This is a genomic window from Rhizobium sp. MHM7A (assembly GCF_005862215.1).
Taxonomy (GTDB): domain Bacteria; phylum Pseudomonadota; class Alphaproteobacteria; order Rhizobiales; family Rhizobiaceae; genus Rhizobium; species Rhizobium bangladeshense.
In genome coordinates, this window is record NZ_VCHT01000002.1 from 317,762 (window position 1) to 336,885 (window position 19,124).

16 protein-coding genes are annotated in these 19,124 nt (G+C 60.5%); 11 read left to right on the top strand and 5 right to left on the bottom strand.

Features of this window, described 5'->3' with window-relative positions; all coding sequences use genetic code 11:
- Positions 1-96 precede the first annotated feature (96 nt).
- Both FFR93_RS09735 and FFR93_RS09740 read left to right on the top strand, forming a co-directional pair.
- Positions 97-1,341, top strand: a complete 1,245-nt coding sequence (locus FFR93_RS09735; protein ID WP_138393082.1) for a TCR/Tet family MFS transporter — start codon at positions 97-99, stop codon at positions 1,339-1,341.
- A gap of 143 nt (positions 1,342-1,484) precedes the next feature.
- A complete protein-coding gene (locus FFR93_RS09740; RefSeq protein WP_138393083.1) occupies positions 1,485-2,888 on the top strand; it encodes an MATE family efflux transporter in 1,404 nt (467 codons plus the stop codon).
- 16 nt (positions 2,889-2,904) lie between these two features.
- Here FFR93_RS09740 and FFR93_RS09745 read toward each other — a convergent pair whose 3' ends face one another.
- Entirely contained in the window at positions 2,905-3,225 is a 321-nt protein-coding gene (locus FFR93_RS09745; RefSeq protein ID WP_138393084.1) for an antibiotic biosynthesis monooxygenase, read from the bottom strand.
- Between the two features lie 454 nt (positions 3,226-3,679).
- Positions 3,680-4,087 carry an N-acetylmuramic acid 6-phosphate etherase gene (locus FFR93_RS09750; protein WP_138393085.1) on the bottom strand — a complete coding sequence of 136 codons (408 nt, stop codon included), beginning with the start codon at positions 4,085-4,087 and terminating at the stop codon, positions 3,680-3,682.
- Between the two features lie 188 nt (positions 4,088-4,275).
- On the opposite strand from FFR93_RS09750, the gene FFR93_RS09755 reads away from it, so the two are divergent.
- Both FFR93_RS09755 and FFR93_RS09760 read left to right on the top strand, forming a co-directional pair.
- A complete protein-coding gene (locus FFR93_RS09755; protein ID WP_138393086.1) occupies positions 4,276-4,578 on the top strand; it encodes a hypothetical protein in 303 nt (100 codons plus the stop codon).
- Positions 4,579-4,585: 7 nt separating this feature from the next.
- The gene (locus FFR93_RS09760; RefSeq protein WP_138393087.1) at positions 4,586-5,512 is read left to right on the top strand and encodes an RNA polymerase sigma factor; all 927 of its coding nucleotides are present in this window, start codon (positions 4,586-4,588) and stop codon (positions 5,510-5,512) included.
- A 200-nt stretch (positions 5,513-5,712) separates the two neighbouring features.
- Here FFR93_RS09760 and FFR93_RS09765 read toward each other — a convergent pair whose 3' ends face one another.
- On the bottom strand, positions 5,713-6,615 hold the full coding sequence (locus FFR93_RS09765; RefSeq protein ID WP_138393088.1) for a LysR substrate-binding domain-containing protein: 903 nt from the start codon (positions 6,613-6,615) through the stop codon (positions 5,713-5,715).
- A gap of 135 nt (positions 6,616-6,750) precedes the next feature.
- Between FFR93_RS09765 and FFR93_RS09770 the strand changes: the two genes are divergently transcribed.
- Complete coding sequence (locus FFR93_RS09770) at positions 6,751-7,629, top strand: NAD(P)-binding domain-containing protein (RefSeq protein ID WP_138393089.1); 879 nt, start codon at positions 6,751-6,753, stop codon at positions 7,627-7,629.
- Positions 7,630-8,140: 511 nt separating this feature from the next.
- Here FFR93_RS09770 and carA read toward each other — a convergent pair.
- Positions 8,141-9,346, bottom strand: coding sequence for a glutamine-hydrolyzing carbamoyl-phosphate synthase small subunit (gene carA, locus FFR93_RS09775; protein WP_138393480.1), 1,206 nt, complete (start codon positions 9,344-9,346; stop codon positions 8,141-8,143).
- 270 nt (positions 9,347-9,616) lie between these two features.
- On the opposite strand from carA, the gene FFR93_RS09780 reads away from it, so the two are divergent.
- On the top strand, positions 9,617-10,069 hold the full coding sequence (locus FFR93_RS09780; protein WP_064705688.1) for a GatB/YqeY domain-containing protein: 453 nt from the start codon (positions 9,617-9,619) through the stop codon (positions 10,067-10,069).
- Positions 10,070-10,175: 106 nt separating this feature from the next.
- Here FFR93_RS09780 and FFR93_RS09785 read toward each other — a convergent pair whose 3' ends face one another.
- Positions 10,176-11,066 (bottom strand): hypothetical protein, encoded by an 891-nt coding sequence (locus FFR93_RS09785; protein ID WP_064705687.1) that lies wholly within the window; start codon positions 11,064-11,066, stop codon positions 10,176-10,178.
- A 667-nt stretch (positions 11,067-11,733) separates the two neighbouring features.
- Between FFR93_RS09785 and dnaG the strand changes: the two genes are divergently transcribed.
- From dnaG to tdh, 5 genes are all read left to right on the top strand, one after another.
- Positions 11,734-13,728, top strand: coding sequence for a DNA primase (gene dnaG, locus FFR93_RS09795; RefSeq protein WP_138393090.1), 1,995 nt, complete (start codon positions 11,734-11,736; stop codon positions 13,726-13,728).
- The gene (recQ, locus tag FFR93_RS09800) at positions 13,728-15,596 is read left to right on the top strand and encodes a DNA helicase RecQ (RefSeq protein WP_138393091.1); all 1,869 of its coding nucleotides are present in this window, start codon (positions 13,728-13,730) and stop codon (positions 15,594-15,596) included. The genes dnaG and recQ overlap by 1 nt, the downstream gene beginning before the upstream one ends.
- Before the next feature lie 67 nt (positions 15,597-15,663).
- Positions 15,664-16,392: a class I SAM-dependent methyltransferase gene (locus FFR93_RS09805; protein ID WP_138393092.1), complete on the top strand. Its 729-nt coding sequence runs from the start codon at positions 15,664-15,666 to the stop codon at positions 16,390-16,392.
- Between the two features lie 63 nt (positions 16,393-16,455).
- Positions 16,456-17,643, top strand: a complete 1,188-nt coding sequence (locus tag FFR93_RS09810; RefSeq protein ID WP_138393093.1) for a glycine C-acetyltransferase — start codon at positions 16,456-16,458, stop codon at positions 17,641-17,643.
- 88 nt (positions 17,644-17,731) lie between these two features.
- Positions 17,732-18,769 carry an L-threonine 3-dehydrogenase gene (gene tdh, locus FFR93_RS09815; protein WP_064705682.1) on the top strand — a complete coding sequence of 346 codons (1,038 nt, stop codon included), beginning with the start codon at positions 17,732-17,734 and terminating at the stop codon, positions 18,767-18,769.
- Positions 18,770-19,124: the final 355 nt, after the last annotated feature.

Genomic DNA, 19,124 nt, shown 5'->3' on the forward strand with positions numbered 1-19,124 from the left:
CGCATCGTGCTTTCCGAAATCGATGCCGACTTTCGGGCCGATACGCTCGCGGTGACGAGATCGTCTTTTCAGAAACGATTGCTGTAGAGATGCTTCATGCTTGATCCCAGATTCGTTCGCCGTGGCCTTTTCCTGGTCTTCATCATCCTCTTCCTCGACATTATCGGCATCGCCATCATCATGCCGGTGCTGCCCGCCTATCTGGAGCAGCTGACCGGCGGCAGCGTCAGCGACGCGGCGATCGACGGCGGCTGGCTGATGCTCGTCTATGCCGGCATGCAGTTCCTGTTCGCGCCGCTGCTCGGAAACCTCTCCGACCGTTTCGGCCGCAGGCCGATCCTTCTTCTTTCGGTGCTGACCTTTGCGATCGACAATTTCATCTGCGGCATCGCCACCAGCTTCTGGATGCTGTTCGTCGGCCGTGTGCTTGCCGGCATCAGCGGCGGCAGCTTCGCCACCTGTTCGGCCTATATCGCCGATATCAGCACCGAGGAGAACCGGGCGAAAAATTTCGGGCTGATCGGTATCGCCTTCGGCGTCGGCTTCACCATCGGCCCTGTCATCGGTGGATTTCTCGGGGAATTCGGCCCGCGCGTGCCGTTCCTCGGCGCAGCCGCTTTGTCGCTTCTCAATTTCATTGCCGCCTGCTTCTTGCTGCCGGAAACGCTGGAAGCGAAGAACCGACGCCGCTTCGAGTGGAAACGTGCCAATCCGCTCGGCGCGCTGCGCCAGATGCGCCATTACCCCGGCATCGGCTGGGTCAGCCTCGTCATGTTCCTGTTCTTCCTGGCGCATGCCGTCTATCCCTCGGTCTGGTCTTTCGTCTCGACCTACCGCTATGGCTGGAGCGAGGGCCAGATCGGCCTGTCGCTCGGCATTTACGGCATCGGCGCGGCGCTCGTCATGGGCTTGGTCCTGCCGCGTGTCGTGCCTCTGCTTGGCGAATGGAAGACGGCGCTTCTCGGCCTCTGCTTCTCCGCCGCAGGACTGACCGGCTATGCCTTCGCCTGGGAGGGCTGGGTGGTTTACGTCGTTATCGTCGCGACCGTCATCGAAAATGTCGCCGATCCGCCACTGCGCAGCATTGCCGCCGGCATGGTGCCGCCGTCGGCGCAGGGCGAATTGCAGGGTGCGCTGACCAGCCTCAGCAGCATCACCACCATCGTCGGCCCGCTGATCTTCACGCAGATGTTCGGCTATTTCACACGGCCTGAGGCGCCCGTCACTTTCGCCGGCGCGCCGTATCTCACGGCCGCCGTGCTCATCCTTCTGGCCGCCGCGGTATTCCTGACACGGGTTCGGGCGAGGGAGCCGGCCGAGGCGCTGGAAGCCGCCGGCTGATTGATCAGAAATGGTGATGCGATGATGAATTTTTCATCATCTGCTTGTTTTGGGGTAGTTCTTGTCCGGGCTTTGATCTAAGTCCGAATGATATTTCGCAGCAAGTTGCGACGACCACATATTTCAATCACAGGACCGGTGTCATGGACACGTCGATCGACGCGCGCAGCCTTGCGCCGACAAACGATAATCGTTGGGGCGCACATTTCCGTGCGACGCTGGCGCTCGGCATTCCGCTGATCGGCGCCCAGCTCGCACAGCTCGGCATCCACACCACCGATGTGATGATCATCGGCCGCCTTGGCGCCGAGCAGTTGGCGGCCATGGTGCTGTCAGCCCAGTTCCTGTTCACGATCCTCATCTTCGGTTCGGGCTTTTCCATTGCCGTCATTCCGATGGTGGCGCAGGCCTATGGCCGCGGCGACGTCGTCTCGGTGCGCCGATCGCTGCGCATGGGGCTCTGGGTGGTGATCGGATTCTGGATCATCGCGCAACCGGCCTTTTTCAATGCAGAGCAGATCCTGCTCTTTGCGCAGCAGAAGCCGGAGGTGGCCAGGCTCGCCCATGGCTACATTCTGATCGGCCAATTCGGCGTGCTGCCGGCCCTTCTTTTCAATGTCCTGCGGGCCCTGGTCAGCGCCATCGGCAAGGCGGGCATCATCCTCAACGTCACCATCGTCACGCTGGTGATGAATGCGATTTTCGCCTATGCGCTCGTGCTCGGCCATTTCGGCTTGCCGGCCATGGGGCTCGAGGGCGCGGCGATCGTCTCGGTGGTCGTGCAGACGGCGGGCTTCCTCTTCATCCTCGTCTTTGTCCAGCGGCGGGAAGAGACGCGGCGATACGAGATCTTCGTGCGGTTCTGGAAGCCGGACTGGCACGCGCTGCTGGAGGTCATCCGGCTCGGTTTCCCGATCAGCGTGACCGTGCTTGCCGAGGTCAGTCTGTTTACGGTCGCGTCGCTCTTGATGGGTTATATCGGTACCATCGAGCTCGCCGCCCACGGCATCGCCCTGCAATGGGCCTCGATCGCCTTCATGATCCCGCTCGGTCTCAGCCAGGCGGCGACGGTGCGCATCGGCGTCGCGCACGGGCAGGGCGATTATGACGGACTGGTGCGCGCTTCGATCATGGTCGTGATCATCGCTTGCGCCATCTCGGCGGTTGGATCGGTCATCTTCGCCACCATGCCGCAATTCCTCGGCAGCTGGTTCCTCGACGTCAGCTCGCCCGAGGCGCCCGAGGTGCTTGCCTATGCCGGGCCGCTGATTGTGGTTGCCGGGCTTTTCCAGCTGGTCGACGGACTGCAGGTGATCGCCAACGGATTGCTGCGCGGCCTGAAGGACGCGCGCGTGCCGATGATCATGGCGCTGATTGCTTACTGGCCGATCGGCTTCTTCCTCGCCTGGGCCTTTGCCTTCCCGCTGGGTTTCGGCGGCATCGGCATCTGGTTCGGCTTCCTCGTCGGTCTGGCAGCCGCCGCGACAATGCTCTGTGGACGGTTCTACCTTCTGCTTCGCCGGGAAGGGGCAGCGGCCGGCGCCTGAGCCGGCCCGTCTTGCCTCAAGCTGCGACAGGCTTGTAGCTGGCGATATCGGCTCTGATACCGAGACGCGAAAACATTTCCTGCGGATCGAAATTTGCGGCCTTATGGGCGGCCGCCACGGCTGCCCGCGCGCGTTCGACGAACTCGGAATTTTGCCATTCGGCAATGGTGACGAAATTGAACTCGCCGGGACCTGCGATCTGCTCCAGCACCCTATGTTCGACGAATCCCTCCTGTGCCTCCAGCAGCTTGTGGGTCATCATCACTTTGACAAGAAACTCCTCACGCGCCGCAGCCGGCACGATGAACTTGTCGACACGATAGAAAGTTCCGCTCATGTGTTTCTCCTGCATCGGATCTGCAGGCACTTCTGTAATTCCTCAACCATGGTTGAGGTCAATATGGTAGTGAAAGGGACCCGGTAGACCGCGAAGCGCCTCCCGCCGATCTATGGAAGGCTTGCCGCAAGCGCGATTATATCAGAGCGCACATTTCACCCGACACTGCAGAGCAGTTCGTCGACCATCACGTCCTGATGCTAGCTAAGAACGCGGCCTGGCGGTTATGGGTGGCGCCAAGATCGTCACCGCGGGGCAGTTACCTCGTTGAACGCCTGATACGATCGCCGCCGACGATTTCGCGGCAGTGGGATCGAAGCCCTCCGTCCGGCGAAAAAGGCGCGCCAGATGTTTTTTGGCGGTGCGACCCTCAAGAGCCGCACCAGCGGGGCGTGGAACCTGCAGTCAATTAAGAGGAGGTACCGGGTAGAGCAGCGCGTCCCGTCCCGCAGGCCTATTCGGCGGCATCTTTCAGCGCTGCGACAACGTCTAGATTCTCCGACTGAAGACGTCCACCCGCGCCGGCAAGCTCCAACGGATATTCATTGCATAGGATCAAGATGTCATCAGTGTTGGCAATGCCGGCAAACGCCCTCGCGACGGCGTCATTCAACTTCTCTATCAGCGAACGCCGAGCGTCCAGACCTGGCAACCGCGGCGCCTCGACGAAGCAGACCGGCCGGACTGGTTCTGCTTCGATACGACCGTCCTGTGCCACATTGGCAGGTGCGTGCTCACGGAGGAAGATGCGGACATCTGGGATGTGGTAGGCCTCCTCGAGCGCAGAGGCTATCTCTCCCATCATCTTCGTCCTGGCCTCGCTTCGCAGACCCTGAGGGCCTTCGATAATAAAAGTGGGCATGTCGTTTCTCCTGGTTAAATCAGTGGCGCTGTCCGGCTTCGCACAGAAACAGTGCTTGGACCGGGGACTACACAGGAGAAGACGACCGGATTGTCGAAAAGGATTCGCAGAGATTTTTCCACGGTAGGCGAATCTTTCTAAGCCCGACAAGCGTCTCGTAGAGGAGATCGCTAATCGAGGAGGCATTGATGAAACGCATCGCAATCCGCTATAGAACGAGACCCGAGAGCGCTGACGAGAACCAGAGGCTGATCGAGGAGGTATTCCGGGAGCTGACCGAAAACGCACCTTCCGGCGTGAAATACGCTGCTCTGCGGCTCGATGAATCCGTCTTTCTGCATCTCCTCGCAGTGGAGGATGGTGTAGACGACTCTGTCGCCAGCCTCCACGCGTTCGGTGCGTTCCGGAACGGCATTCTTAATCGCTGCCTTGAGGAACCGGCCCAAGCCGTAGTGCAGGTAATTGGCGACTTTGAAATGTTCAGCAAATGAGCGACGAATGACCGCCCCCGCCGCATGGAGTGAGATCTTTGCCGCAACCTTCGGTCCGCGGCTCGGGACATTGAGGCCAAAGCTACACCGCTACTGCGCACGCATGACCGGTTCGGTAATCGACGCAGAGGATGTCTTGCAGGACGCTCTGGCGAAGGCGATGGAGGCACTGCCAGCGGCAGCGCCGATTGCCAATCCCGAAGGTTGGCTGTTTCGCATTGCTCATAACGCTGCACTCGACTTCCTGAGGCGACGTAGCCGGCTGGCCGATCTCATCACGGAGGAAGAGGTTGACATGGTTGTCGAACCTCTGTCCCAGACCGAGGCGCGCGAGATCGCTGCCACCAGCCTACGCACCTTCATGCGGCTGCCAGTTCGCGAGCGCAGCAGCGTCATCCTGATGGATGTGCTCGGCTATTCGCTGCGTGAGATTTGCTCGATTACCGGTGTTACCCTGCCCGCCCTCAAGGCGCTTCTACATCGCGGTCGGATCAGGCTGCGCGACGTAGCGGCCGATCCGGTAGAGCGGTTGCTGCCCGTTCTTTCGGCCGCGGAGAAAGAGCTCCTCGCCTTTTATATCGATCGCTTCAACGCGCGCGATTTCGACGCGCTAAGGCAAAGACTTGCCGAGGACGTTAAAGCAGATCTCGTTGGTGAGGTGGTGATGCATGGTCGGAGCCAGGTCTCGTCCTACTTCGGTAACTACTCCCGCGAAGACAGATGGAGGCTCGGGGCTGGCCTAATTGAGGGCCGTCCCGCGGTACTGGTGTTTGAGCAGGGCCCCATCAGCAGTCATCCTGCCTATTTTGTTCTCTTAAATTGGGCCGGTGATATGCTTCACACGATCCGTGACTTTCGTTACGCGCAATATGCCATGGAAGCCGCGGACATTCGAATTCTGGACTTGGCGATCTCGAAGGACGATCGAAGTTAAAACGGTCAAGAGGGGCATTGCATGTCGATCTCGCGGGGGGCTAGCGGCTGACGGCCAACCGATACAGCGGATACCGGTGACGGCAAGTTGCACGCAGACCCGCTTTTGGTTTGCGAAGAAACCCGTCCGCTGTAGCTTGGCGCGTCAGCATGGCTGATGCGACGTTCTCTGTCGCCGCCCAGCGACACCTGTTTCGATGATCAGGCATCTTGGGGTCGCCGAGAGAGTTCTGCGATCAGATAGTCCGCGACCGTTCGAACTGAGGGGAGCTGTCCGCGGCGATGGGGGATCAGCAAGGTTGTCGTCACGCCACCTGCTGTCCATTCGGGTAAAATGCGAATAAGCGCGCGAGATGCAACGAGTGGTGCACAGAAGCTGCTTGCAAGGCAAGCCACGCCAAGACCGGCCTTTGCTGCTTCCAGTAGCGAGATAGTTTCATTGGCCACATAGCGCGGCATTGGCGTGATCTTGGCGACGGCGCCTTCGCCATTTCGAAGTGTCCATACCGTTTGCGAGGGCGATGCCATGAGCCCATCGAGCTCACTTGCTTCCTCGGGTCGAGAACACACGCCTTTCTCCCTGATATAGTCGGCGGAGGCGACGAGCCAGGCGGGATCGTCATAGATCCGACGTTGCACGAGATCGGTGTCGGGCAGCGGGGCGAAGTGGTTGCGGATGGCAATGTCAAAGCCCTCCTGCACGAGGTCCACGAACCTGTCGGAAACGTCAAGTATGATGCGCACCTTCGGGTAGATCGCTGCGAGGCGCGGAAGCAGCGCCGCCAAGCGGAATTGGGCAATTGGCAGCGAGGCCGTGATCCGAACAGTTCCGCTCGGTTCCGCCAGACGGCCCTTGATGACATGCTCCGCCGCCTCCGCCTCGATGAGCATGGCGGCGGCATGACGATATAGTTCCTGGCCAATCTCGGTCACGGCGAAGCTGCGCGAGGTTCGCTGGATTAGGCGGACGCCGATTTCCCTTTCCAACTCGGCTAGCCGTTTGCTGAGCGTGGACTTGGGAAGGCGCAGCGCGCGACCGGCTGCAGCGAAACCGCCGTGATCCACTACGTGAACGAAAACGAGAAGGTCGTTGAGATTCAGCATTGATCCGTCGTTCCGATTTGTAGACGATGGGTCTGTGAATAGCCCACTACTACACAGCCGTCCAATATTGCATCTTTCGGCGACCGCTCGCTCGGGCGGGCGTTGCAAGAAGAAGGTGAAAGGACGGACACATACATGGCCAATATCTCGGTTCTCGGCCTGGGAGCGATGGGGCAGGCGCTGGCGGCCCGCTTTCTCCAACAAGGTCATTCAGTCACCCTATGGAACCGTACGCCCGGCAAGGCTGGCTCTTTGGTTGCCAAGGGAGCACGCGAATGCAGCAGCGCGGCAGACGCCGTCGCCTCAAGCGATGTCACCGTGATTTGCGTCTTGGACTACGCCGCATCGAATTCCGTGCTTGACGGTGCGGCCTCGGCGCTCGCTGGGCGTGCGGTGGTCAATCTAACCAATGGAACGCCGGCCCAGGCCCGCGCTGTCGCCGAGCGGGTCGCAGGCCTCAGCGCCGCCTATCTCGACGGCGGCATCATGGCGACGCCTCCGATGATCGGAGGCGACCATGCGCTCATCCTCTACAGCGGTTCGAAAGCGACTTTCGATGCGCATGTCCGCACTCTTGAGGCGCTTGGCGCTGCGACCTATCTCGGTGCGGATGCCGGACTGGCGTCGCTACACGATCTCGCTCTTCTCAGCGGCATGTATGGCCTTTTTGCCGGCTTCTTTCAAGCCAGCGCCCTCGTCGATTCTGAAGGCATCCGTGCAAGTGAATTTCTGAAGCTGCTTGGCCCCTGGATGACCGCGATGATGGGTGAACTTCCAGGATATGCGGAGAAGATCGATAGCGGCCGGCACGGCGTCAATGTCGTGTCGAATCTCGCCATGCAGACCGCCTCGCTGCAAAACATCCTCACCGCCACCCGCGAGCAGGGTGTCGCCACCTATTTGCTTGAGCCCATGCTGGAACTGTTCCGCAAACGGGATGGTGCTGGACATGGAAACGAAGATATTTCAGGCGTGTTTGAGCTGATCCGGCTCAAGAGCCGCGGAGGAAGCTGAAGCTATGATATCACGCCTGTTCGCTGCGGGCTTTCACGCTCACTTGGGCCAGGATTTAGCGGACGAGCGCCAATTTCCTCGCTCCGTTCATGACGATTAACGCACTTACGGCCAGACAGTTTAGGTGTTCACTATGTTCACTCTGCCCGTCAGCGGCGTAGGACTGACGTTAAGCGATCTCTCGATCTGCCGAGGGTCTCGTGCGCCATCGAAAAGTGCCCTCGTGGAATTGCACTCTCCTTAGGCACGGTTTCGGCAAGCCGCGTCTTGTCTTCGTGAAATGCTCGTTGCGGAGTGACAAACAACTGGCAGACCGGGTTTGCGGCGAGGGGCCCAGTTATGTTGAGCTTGCGACAGGTGGGCGCAAAGCAGCCTTACCTTCGACACCAAAAAAGACCGCTCACGCAGATAGCGGCCCTTCTCTTATTGCGGTGTTTCAAGATTCAAGAGAGTCACATCGCAGGAGTGGCTGCCGGTTCGGCGGCCCTTCTCGAGATCGACCTTCATGAAATCAGCGTTCTGAGAGCGCCGGTTCGCCCTTCTTCTCGCGCACCATGTTGATGAAGCGACGGAAGAGATAGTGACTGTCCTGCGGACCGGGGGAGGCCTCCGGATGGTGCTGGACGGAGAAGACTTGCTTGCCGAGCACGCGCAGGCCGCAATTGGTGCCGTCGAACAGGGAAATATGAGTCTCTTCAACCCCGTCGGGCAGAGACTTCGAGTCTACCGCGAAGCCGTGGTTCATCGAGACGATCTCGACCTTTCCTGTTGTGTGATCCTTGACCGGGTGGTTGGCGCCGTGATGGCCCTGATGCATCTTTTCGGTCTTGGCACCCAAGGCGAGACCGAGCATCTGGTGGCCGAGGCAGATGCCGAAAACCGGTATATCGGTTTTGATCAGCGTCTTGATGACGGGCACGGCATATTCGCCGGTCGCCGCCGGATCGCCCGGGCCGTTCGACAGGAAGATGCCGTCCGGCTGCATGGCAAGCACATCTTCGGCGCTGCTGGTGGCCGGCAAGACGGTTACCTTGCAATCGAGGCCGGCAAATAGGCGCAGGATGTTGCGTTTGACGCCGTAATCGAGGCAGACGACGTGATATTTCGCATCCGCCGCGCCGAGTTCGCCGTAGCCTTCGTTCCAGACCCACGGCGTCTGTGCCCATTGCGAGGACTGGCCTGAAGAGGCGATCTTGGCAAGATCGAGACCTTCAAGGCCGCTCCAGGCCTTGGCTTCGGCCTTCAGCGCCTCGATGTCGAAGACGCCGTTGGAGTCGTGGGCGATCACAGCATTCGGCGCGCCGTTCTCGCGGATCCAGGCGGTCAGCGCACGCGTGTCGATGCCGCAGAGACCGATGATGCCGCGGGCCTTCAGCCATTGGTCGAGATGCCTGGCGGCGCGGTAGTTCGAGGGTTCGGTGATATCGGCCTTGAAGATGACGCCGACGGCGCCGTGGCGGGCGGCGGGAGTCAGGTCCTCGATGTCTTCCTCGTTGGTGCCGATATTGCCGATATGCGGAAAAGTGAAGGTGACGATCTGGCCAAGATAGGAGGGATCCGTCAGGATCTCCTCGTAACCCGTCAGCGCCGTGTTGAAGACCAATTCGGCCTGGACCTTGCCGGTGGCGCCGATCCCCTTACCTTCGATCACTGTGCCATCGGAAAGAACGAGCAGGGCGGTCGGCTTTTCGGTTGTCCAGGGTGCTGTTGCGGTCATCTTCATCCCGTTTCCGGCAATCGATGCGCCTAGCCGCGCTCGTCGCCATTTGATCTCGCAGACGTGTGGGCACGGCAATGCCGCGTGCTTTCAGGCCTGATCACGAATTTTGGTGCAGGTGGCGGTAAATAGCCACGCAATCGCTTAGCGTCAATCTTTGTAGCCGGGATTGCGGCCGTTTTCCTGCGCTTTCTCGCGATGATCGCGCAATTTATTTGATCCCCCGCATCGGCGTGGTTTATGAAGCGGCATCAAAAAAGGAGTGAAGACATGCTGCGCGATCAACTCGCCACCCAGCTGAAAGAGGCGATGAAGGCCAAGGATTCGGAGCGGCTGTCCACCGTCCGGCTGATTCAGGCCGCGATCAAGGACCGCGATATTGCCAATCGCGGCGCCGGCAAGGAGCAGGCGAGCGACGACGAGATCCTGCAGATTCTCGCCAAAATGGTGAAGCAGCGCGACGAATCGGCCAAGATCTACGGCGAGAACTCCCGGCCGGAGCTTGCCGCCAAGGAGCGTGCGGAAATCGCAGTCATCCAGGACTTCATGCCGAAGCAGCTTTCCGACGGCGAAGTGCGCGCCAATATCTCGGCGATCATCGCGGAAACGGGTGCTGCCGGGGTCAAGGACATGGGCAAGGTGATGGCGGCGCTCAAGGAGCGTTATGCCGGCCAGATGGATTTCGCCAAGGCGTCGGCAACCGTCAAGGAACTCTTGAACTGATCGCTTAGAGCGCCGTGCGTCCTTTCGGACGCACGAGAACGCTCTAACACTCTGAATCTGCGCATCGTGCTTTTCCGAAAATCGACTCCGATTTTCGGCCGATGCGCTAGACGACCCGCCTTGCCTGCAGTTCATCGCGAACCGCAGGCCCGAGTACGGTCTCGGCAGCGGCGTCGACAATGGCGAACTTCGCCGCTTGGTAACTGCGATACTCAAGGATGAAACGGCCTGACAGCCAGAAGTCGCCCTTGCGGGCAGGCTTGGTCCAGCCAATGCTTTCCATGGTCGCCGCCTGGGTCAGAAGCCGTTTCAGATGCGTGTTGGAGATCATGAACTGTTCGCGGATTTCCCTGAGCGACAGCGAACCGAGGACGACGCGTTCTTCCGTCTTGGGAAATTCCGGGAGGCGTGAGATCAGGTAGTCCATCACCAGCCCGCCGGAATTCGCCCAGTTGAATAAGTTGAAGGTGGGGCCGGGACTGCGCACCGCTTCACTCCCTATGATCGCCGCTGCGATCCGCGGCTGGATCGCCGCCATCATGGCCGAAGGATCGGCGACGATCCTGTCGGCGCGCCCGCCGCCATCGAGGCTGTCGAGCATCATCATATGGGTGACGAGCCATCGGGTGAAATTCTGCTCGGCGATCTCGGTGGGTTCCAAATAGCGCGTGCGCCTGTCGGGGCCGGGAACCAGTCGGAGGAAGCGATAGGCCAGCATTTCCTGCATGAAGGCAGCGGCCGTGTTGCGGCTGGCGATGTCATTCTTGACCGCGAAATCGATGAAGCGACCGGAATAGAGACCGGGGCTCTGGCCGTCGTCGGGAAAGCCGTAATGAAGCGCAAAGCCGGCATGCGCCATCAGCCAGCGCTGCTGCGCTGCGAAGATGGAGCCGATGCGCGGGCTCTCGTGATAGATCGCAAGGAGCTGATCGGCGCAATGAAGGATTGCAGCGAGAAAACGATCGTCGGCCGCAAGATTTTCCGCAGTGAAGGCCATTGAAAGCGGTCCAGGATGTCGGCGCATTCATCTTTCATGCGAGCGCAGCATGTCAATGCTATTGTCAACAAACGGTTAATTCTAAAAGCGAAACTCTCTCGGAGAGAGCCAAAAATTAAGAAGGCAGGAGCTGGGGGCGCTCCTGCCTTCTTGCTCTTTGCTTCCGCCGGCAACGCAGGGCCGAGGCCCAAGCCGGAGGGTATTTGCAAAGGCACCCTTGCGAAGCGGCGCCGGGGGTAGGGATGGTGCTTCGCTCGGGGATCGCTTTGTTGAGATCGAACCTATTGCGGTGCGGCGGCTTGTTCAAATTACAAAAAAATAATGATTGCCGGAAATGGCACTTTGAGAGGCTTCGAAGCGAGGGTTCAGCAGGCGCCACGAAGATCACGACGTGCGTCGACGATGGCCGTAAGCTTCTGTTTTCAGATGTTTTATTCCAAATTCTGTCCGCACACCCCCCATGCCGGAGCACTTGCGGTGGCCGGCCTCCGCCTGTTCGGCGAAAATAATGTCGCACCCTGTCGCAGGGGGTGCTCACGCGTTGTTGATTGGATAAACGACGCCGCCGACGTCCGGTGCACTTGCCTGTGAATAGCGGGTTTTCCTGACGAGTTTCGTGGCATGGTGCGGCAAAGCAGCTTATATGGAGCTTGGCCAAGAGGTATAAATGCGCTTTTCCAACACCTTTCTCGATGAAATCCGCGACCGCGTTCCGATTTCGAACGTGATCGCGCGCCGAGTCAGCTGGGACAAGCGCAAGACCAATGTCTCGCGTGGTGACTACTGGGCCTGCTGCCCCTTCCATGGCGAGAAATCGCCGAGCTTCCACTGCGAGGATCGAAAGGGCCGGTATCATTGCTTCGGCTGCGGCGTCACCGGTGACCATTTCCGCTTTCTGACGGAGCTGGAGGGCTTGAGTTTTCCCGAGGCAGTGCAGCAGATTGCCGACATGGCAGGCGTGCCGATGCCGCTTGCCGATGCCGCGATGGAGAAGCGCGAAAAGGAACGCGGTTCGCTGATCGACGTCATGGAAATGGCGACGTGCTTCTTTCAGGATCAGCTGCAGACGGCGAATGGCGCAAAGGCGCGCGCCTATCTGCGCGATCGCGGGCTGACCGGGCGTACCATCGAGACCTTCCGTCTCGGTTACGCGCCTGACAGCCGCAATGCACTCAAGGAATTCCTCGCCGGCAAGGGCGTTTCCAAGGAGCAGATCGAGGCCTGCGGCCTGGTCGTTCATGAAAACGTGCCGGTCTCCTATGATCGCTTCCGCGACCGGATCATGTTCCCAATCCTGTCGTCCCGGGAAAAGGTGATCGCCTTCGGCGGCCGCGCCATGTCGTCCGATGCGCCGGCGAAATATCTGAACTCCAATGAAACGGAGCTCTTTCACAAGGGCAACGTGCTCTACAATTTCGCCCGCGCGCGCCGCGCAATCCAGGGAGCGGGGCGCGGCGATCCTCAGGATGAGAATGCGAGCGGCACCATCATTGCCGTCGAAGGCTATATGGACGTGATCGCACTTCATCAGGCGGGCATCGAGAACGCCGTTGCGCCGCTCGGCACGGCGCTCACGGAAAACCAGCTCGAGCTGCTCTGGAAAATGGTGCCGCAGCCGGTGCTCTGCTTCGATGGCGACGGCGCCGGCATTCGCGCCGCCAATCGCGCTGCCGAACTGGCGCTGCCGCATCTGAAGCCCGGCCGCTCCGTCCGCTTCGCGCTCCTGCCCGACGGCAAGGATCCCGACGATCTCGTGCGTGATGAAGGGCGCGCTCCCTTCGACAAGGTGATGAGCCAGGCAAAGCCGCTCTCCGATATGCTCTGGAACCGCGAGATCAACACCGGCAAGTTCGACACGCCGGAAGCGCGCGCCGAGCTTGAGGCGCGGCTGAAACAGCTCGTCTCCGTCATCGCCGACGAAAATGTGCGCCGTCACTACCAGCAGGATATACGCGACCGGCTGAACGCCTTCTTCCAACCTCAGTTCCAGAACCGCGGCAATGGCGAGCGGCGCGGCTTCAGCGGCCGGGCAGGCCGCGACAATGGCGGCAAGGCGGGGCCGAAAACTCCGAACGTCATTTCCGACCGGCTTGCCCGCTCCGGCCTTGTGCGCGGTCATCAGGACAATACGGCTCTGCGTGAAAGCGTGCTGGCGCTGACGATCGTCAACCATCCCTCGCTGATGATAGACGATTATGACGAGATCGCTGCAATCGAATATGACAGCAAGCCGCTGCAGCGGCTCTGGTCGGCGATGCTGGGGGCTGCGGCTGCCGTCGCCGGTCCACATCTGACGCGGGAATATCTGACCGAAAGACTGGAATTCGAAGGTTTCGGCCCGCTCATCAAGAGCCTCGATCAGCAGGTGCGCAATGCCCGGCTGTGGACGGCGACCGAGGAGGCGGCGATTGAGGATGCACGCGAGGGATATCGCCAGGCGCTCGCCTTTCACAAGCGCGCCAAAGCGCTGCGCCGGCAGAAGATGGAACTCGAGCGCGAAATCGCGCTCGCGACTGAAGCCGGCGATGGCGAGGCAATAGCGCAGCTGATGCGGGCGCAACAGGAAGTGCATTACGAAGGTGTGCGCCTGGAGAACCAGGAGGCGATCATCGACGGCTTCGGCGTGCTTTCCGGCCGCGTCAAGGGGGCGGCGAACCACTGATGCCGCTCAGCGAACGTAATGAACCTGGCTTTTCCGCTTCCGATGCGCTGTTTTCCGCCGGCCGCTCGCCGCTCGACGTCCTGAAGCAGGTCTATGGCTATTCCTCCTTCCGCGGCAAGCAGCAGCAGGTGGTCGAGCACGTGGTTTCGGGCGGTGATGCGGTGGTGCTTTTTCCGACAGGTGCGGGCAAATCGCTGTGCTTTCAGATTCCGGCGCTTTGCCGCGACGGCGTCGGCATCGTCGTTTCGCCGTTGATTGCGTTGATGCGCGATCAGGTGGAGGCGATGAAGCAGCTCGGCATCAGGGCTGCGGCACTGAATTCGTCACTATCGCGCGAGGAATTCGTCGAGGTCCGCCGCGCGCTTTCGGCGGGAAAGCTCGACCTTCTCTACGTGACGCCCGAGCGCATCCTGACCGACGGTTTCCGCGAGCTGATCGCAAGTGAGAAGATCGCGCTGTTTGCCATCGATGAGGCCCATTGCGTCTCCCAATGGGGTCATGATTTCCGCCCGGAATATCGCGAACTCGGCCGCCTCGGCGCGCAGTATCCTGATGTACCCCGCGTGGCGCTGACGGCAACGGCCGACCCGCATACGCGTGACGATATCGTCGAGCGGCTGGGGCTCGGCAATGCCGAAGTCTTCACCACCAGCTTCGACAGGCCGAATATTGCCTATGAAATCGTCGAGCGCGACCAGCCGCGCCAGCAGCTCCTGCGCTTCCTGTCCGGCCATAAGGGCAACAGCGGCATCGTCTATTGCCTGTCGCGCGCCAAAGTCGAGGATACGGCCGACTGGCTGAACGGGCAGGGCATCCGTGCGCTGCCCTATCATGCCGGCATGGACCGGGCGCTGCGCGACGCCAATCAGGATGCTTTCCTGAAAGAAGAGAACCTCTGCCTGGTCGCGACCGTCGCCTTCGGCATGGGCATCGACAAGCCGAATGTGCGTTATGTCGCCCATCTCGATCTGCCGGGCTCGGTGGAGGCCTATTATCAGGAGACCGGGCGCGCCGGCCGAGACGGCCTGCCGTCCGACGTTTGGATGGCCTATGGCATGGCCGACGTCATCCAACGCCGCCGCATGATCGACGAGGGCAATGCCGCAGACGAGATCAAGCGGGTCGAGCGCGCCAAGCTCAATGCCTTGCTGGCGATCTGCGAAACCGCCTCCTGCCGTCGGCAGGCGATCCTTGCCCATTTCGGCGAGGCTCATGCCGGCCGATGCGGCAATTGCGACACCTGCCTGAAACCGGTCGAAACCTGGGAGGGCACGGAAGCGGCGATCAAGGCGCTCGCCGCCGTCTACCGCACCGGCGAGCGGTTCGGCGCCGGCCATGTGATCGATGTGCTGGTCGGCAACGTCAACGAAAAGACCGAACGTTTCGGCCATGTCGATATGCCGGTCTTCGGCGCCGGCAAGGACATTCCCGCGCGCACATGGCAATCCGTCTACCGCCAGCTGCTCGCCATGGGGCTGATCCGCATCGATCATGAGGCTTATGGAGCGCTGAAGCTGGAGCCGGAGGCGCGCGCCGTATTCAAGCAAGAGCGACAGGTATTCTTCCGCAAGGACAGGCCGGCCTCGGAGCGGCGCACGAAGAAGGCCGAGCGCAGCGAGCGCAAATCGGGCCTGTCGGGCGCCGACGGCACGCTTTTCGAGGCGCTGCGGGCCGAGCGCATGCGGCTCGCCAAATCGCTCGGCGTGCCGCCCTATGTCGTCTTTCCTGACACGACGCTCATTGCCTTCGCGACGGAACGGCCGCGCAGCCGCAAGGAATTGCTCGGCATATCGGGCGTCGGCCAATCGAAACTCGAGCGCTATGGCGACGCGTTTCTGGAGATCATTCTCTCTCACGACAAGGACTGAAGGGTCAGGGCGATCCTTGAGATCGGCCGGATTGGCATGATAGATGCTGCTCCGAGGAGAAATGCCGATGGCTCAGAATATCTACGACCGGCCGGAATTCTTCGCCGGATACAGCGACCTTAGCCGATCTCTTCGCGGGCTCGGCGGAGCGGCCGAGTGGCCAGCGGTGCGTGCGCTTCTGCCCGATCTTACCGGCAAACGCGTCGTCGATCTCGGCTGTGGCTTCGGCTGGTTTTCGCGTTTTGCCAGAAGCCAGGGTGCCGCAAGCGTGCTCGCACTTGATATTTCAGAAAAGATGATCGCCAGAGCCAGGGCCGATACGAGCGATGCGGCGGTCACCTACGAAATCGCCGATCTCGAATATCTCGAACTTGCCGAAGGCGCTTTCGATTTCGCCTACAGTTCGCTGGCGCTGCACTATATCGAGAATTTCACCGGGCTCGTCGCGATGGTCCAACGCGCGCTTCTGCCGGGATCGCATTTCGTCTTCACCATCGAGCATCCGATCTATATGGCGCCAAGCAGACCGGATTGGACGAGCGATGCCGAAGGGCGACGGATCTGGCCGCTCGATCGCTATTCCGTCGAAGGCGCGCGCACGACGGACTGGCTCGCCAAGGGCGTGATCAAGCAGCACCGCAAGCTTGGTACGACGCTCAACGCCTTGATCGGGGCTGGCTTTTCCATCCGCCATGTCGAGGAGTGGAGCCCGACCAAGGAGGAATTGCGGGATAATCCCGACTGGACGACGGAAATGGACCGGCCGATGTTCCTGCTGATCTCGGCGCAGCGCTGAAGAAGACAAGCCGGTGGCGATATGCTAACCCGAGGCCTATAGAAACGTCAGGAAGGGCTGCCCATGACCTCGCCATTTCTTTCCCATCTCCGGGCCGAGATTTCGGCCCTGAAGGATGCCGGCCTTTATAAGTCGGAGCGGGTCATCAGTTCCAAGCAGGCCGGCGAAATTGCGATTTCCACGGGCGAGCGGGTGCTGAATTTCTGCGCCAACAACTATCTCGGCCTTGCCGATAATGAGGAACTGGCCGAGGCCGGCAAGAGAGCGCTCGACCGCTACGGTTACGGCATGGCGTCGGTGCGGTTCATCTGCGGAACGCAGGAGGAGCACAAGCAGCTCGAAGCGCGCATCTCCTCCTTTCTCGGCATGGAAGACACGATCCTCTATTCCTCCTGTTTCGACGCCAATGGCGGTCTGTTCGAGACGGTGCTCGGCGAAGAGGATGCGATTATTTCCGACGTGCTGAACCATGCCTCGATCATCGATGGCGTGCGCCTCTCCAAGGCAAAGCGCTTCCGCTACGCCAACAATGATATGGCGGCGCTGGAAGATGAGCTGAAAAAAGCCGAAGGCAGCCGCTTCAAGATGATTGCGACCGACGGCGTCTTTTCCATGGACGGGATCATCGCCAATCTGCAAGGCGTGTGCGATCTCGCGGAGAAATACGGCGCGATGGTCATGGTCGATGACAGTCATGCGGTCGGTTTCGTCGGCAAGAACGGCCGCGGTTCGCCGGAATATTGCGGCGTCGAAGGCCGGATCGACATTATAACAGGCACGCTCGGAAAGGCGCTCGGCGGAGCCTCCGGCGGTTACACTTCGGCGAGAGCTGAAATCGTCGAATGGCTGCGGCAGCGCTCTAGGCCCTATCTGTTCTCGAACACGCTGGCGCCCGTCATCGCCGCTGCCTCGCTGAAAGTTTTCGACCTGATCGAAAACGGCGATGCCCTGCGCAAGCGCCTTTCCGACAATGCCGATCTCTTCCGCACTGAAATGACGAAGCTCGGCTTCAAGCTCGCCGGGGAAGGCCATCCGATCATCCCCGTCATGCTTGGCGATGCCAAGCTCGCGCAGGACATGGCAAGCCTGATGCTGAAGAAGGGGATCTATGTGATCGGCTTCTCTTTCCCCGTCGTGCCGAAAGGCCAGGCCCGGATCCGAACGCAGATGTCGGCGGCGCATTCGAAGGCGGACGTCGAGCGGGCGATTGCGGCTTTTGCGGAGGCAGGGCGGGAATTGGGCGTGATTTGAGGATGGGGATGTCGCGATTTACTCCTTCTCCCCAGCGGGAGGAAGAGGGGATAGCGAAGCTGGCGCGAAGCAAAGGCGGGATATGCATATGTCTAACATGATGAAGGCGCTGGTCAAATCGAAGCCGGAAGTCGGGCTTTGGATGGAGAATGTGCCGGTGCCCGAGGTCGGGCCGAACGATGTGCTGATCCGGGTGAAGAAATCGGCGATCTGCGGCACCGACGTGCATATCTGGAACTGGGACCAGTGGGCGCAGAAGACCATTCCGGTGCCGATGGTCGTCGGCCATGAGTTCTCCGGCCAGATAGCCGAGATCGGCTCGGCGGTCACCCGCTATCATATCGGCGAGCGGGTCTCCGGCGAGGGGCATATTGTCTGCGGCAAGTGCCGCAACTGCCGGGCGGGCAGGGGGCATCTCTGCCGCAACACGCTCGGCGTCGGCGTCAACCGGCCGGGTTCCTTCGGCGAGTTCGTCTGCATTCCCGAAAGCAATGTCGTGCCGATTCCGGACGATATATCAGACGAGATCGCAGCGATCTTCGATCCGTTCGGCAATGCCGTGCATACAGCACTCTCTTTCGATCTCGTCGGCGAGGACGTGCTCGTCACCGGCGCCGGGCCGATCGGCATCATGGGAGCACTGGTCGCCAAGCGTTCCGGCGCCCGCAAGGTTGTTATCACCGACATCAATCCGCACCGTCTGGATCTGGCGCGCAAGCTGGGCATCGATCATGTCGTCGACGCATCGAAGGAAAATCTTGCCGATGTTATGAAGGCGATCGGCATGACGGAGGGTTTCGATGTCGGGCTCGAGATGTCGGGCGCGGCGCCTGCCTTCCGCGACATGATCGACAAGATGAACAATGGCGGCAAGATCGCCATTCTCGGAATTGCGCCGGCGGGCTTCGAGATCGACTGGAACAAGGTGATCTTCAAGATGCTCAATCTCAAGGGCATCTACGGCCGCGAGATGTTCGAAACCTGGTACAAGATGATCGCCTTCGTGCAGGGCGGCCTCGATCTTTCGCCCATCATCACCCATCGCATCAAAATCGACGATTTCCGCGACGGGTTCGAGGCGATGCGCTCCGGCAACTCAGGCAAGGTCGTGATGGACTGGATGTGAGGAGGATGCAATTGCGGCATCGCGCCCTGCGGCAAGCCCGTGGGCCTATAGCGCCCGATCAACCTGCGCTGCATTGCTGAGTTAGATCTCGGCGTGCTGAAGGTGACAGCCTATGACGGCGCGACGCATCAGCCCGGCCGATGCCCGCCCGCTAAGAGGGCATATATTTCCGGCACAACTTCGAAAGCCGCCGCAATGATAGATGCAGCAGGCAAAATCTTTGCCACCCTTGTCTTTTGTTCGCTGCTTCTTAAATAAGGTTCGCAATCGCAGCCGCGGTTCAAAGCCTGTGGATAAGGCTTTTTCCGAGTTTTCGCGTGCTTTTTTGCTGGAAAAGCTTGACGAGAACAAAAAA

Bases quoted from the DNA above. Each gene is read 5' to 3' on its own strand.
- carA (WP_138393480.1), bottom strand. From the start codon at position 9,346: ATGACCGCAACAGCACCCTGGACAACCGAAAAGCCGACCGCCCTGCTC.
- FFR93_RS09765 (WP_138393088.1), bottom strand. From the start codon at position 6,615: ATGCTGAATCTCAACGACCTTCTCGTTTTCGTTCACGTAGTGGATCAC.
- FFR93_RS09805 (WP_138393092.1), top strand. From the start codon at position 15,664: ATGGCTCAGAATATCTACGACCGGCCGGAATTCTTCGCCGGATACAGC.
- FFR93_RS09770 (WP_138393089.1), top strand. From the start codon at position 6,751: ATGGCCAATATCTCGGTTCTCGGCCTGGGAGCGATGGGGCAGGCGCTG.
- tdh (WP_064705682.1), top strand. From the start codon at position 17,732: ATGTCTAACATGATGAAGGCGCTGGTCAAATCGAAGCCGGAAGTCGGG.
- FFR93_RS09735 (WP_138393082.1), top strand. From the start codon at position 97: ATGCTTGATCCCAGATTCGTTCGCCGTGGCCTTTTCCTGGTCTTCATC.
- FFR93_RS09750 (WP_138393085.1), bottom strand. From the start codon at position 4,087: ATGCCCACTTTTATTATCGAAGGCCCTCAGGGTCTGCGAAGCGAGGCC.
- FFR93_RS09810 (WP_138393093.1), top strand. From the start codon at position 16,456: ATGACCTCGCCATTTCTTTCCCATCTCCGGGCCGAGATTTCGGCCCTG.
- FFR93_RS09760 (WP_138393087.1), top strand. From the start codon at position 4,586: ATGACCGCCCCCGCCGCATGGAGTGAGATCTTTGCCGCAACCTTCGGT.
- FFR93_RS09745 (WP_138393084.1), bottom strand. From the start codon at position 3,225: ATGAGCGGAACTTTCTATCGTGTCGACAAGTTCATCGTGCCGGCTGCG.
- FFR93_RS09780 (WP_064705688.1), top strand. From the start codon at position 9,617: ATGCTGCGCGATCAACTCGCCACCCAGCTGAAAGAGGCGATGAAGGCC.
- recQ (WP_138393091.1), top strand. From the start codon at position 13,728: ATGCCGCTCAGCGAACGTAATGAACCTGGCTTTTCCGCTTCCGATGCG.
- FFR93_RS09785 (WP_064705687.1), bottom strand. From the start codon at position 11,066: ATGGCCTTCACTGCGGAAAATCTTGCGGCCGACGATCGTTTTCTCGCT.
- FFR93_RS09740 (WP_138393083.1), top strand. From the start codon at position 1,485: ATGGACACGTCGATCGACGCGCGCAGCCTTGCGCCGACAAACGATAAT.
- dnaG (WP_138393090.1), top strand. From the start codon at position 11,734: ATGCGCTTTTCCAACACCTTTCTCGATGAAATCCGCGACCGCGTTCCG.
- FFR93_RS09755 (WP_138393086.1), top strand. From the start codon at position 4,276: ATGAAACGCATCGCAATCCGCTATAGAACGAGACCCGAGAGCGCTGAC.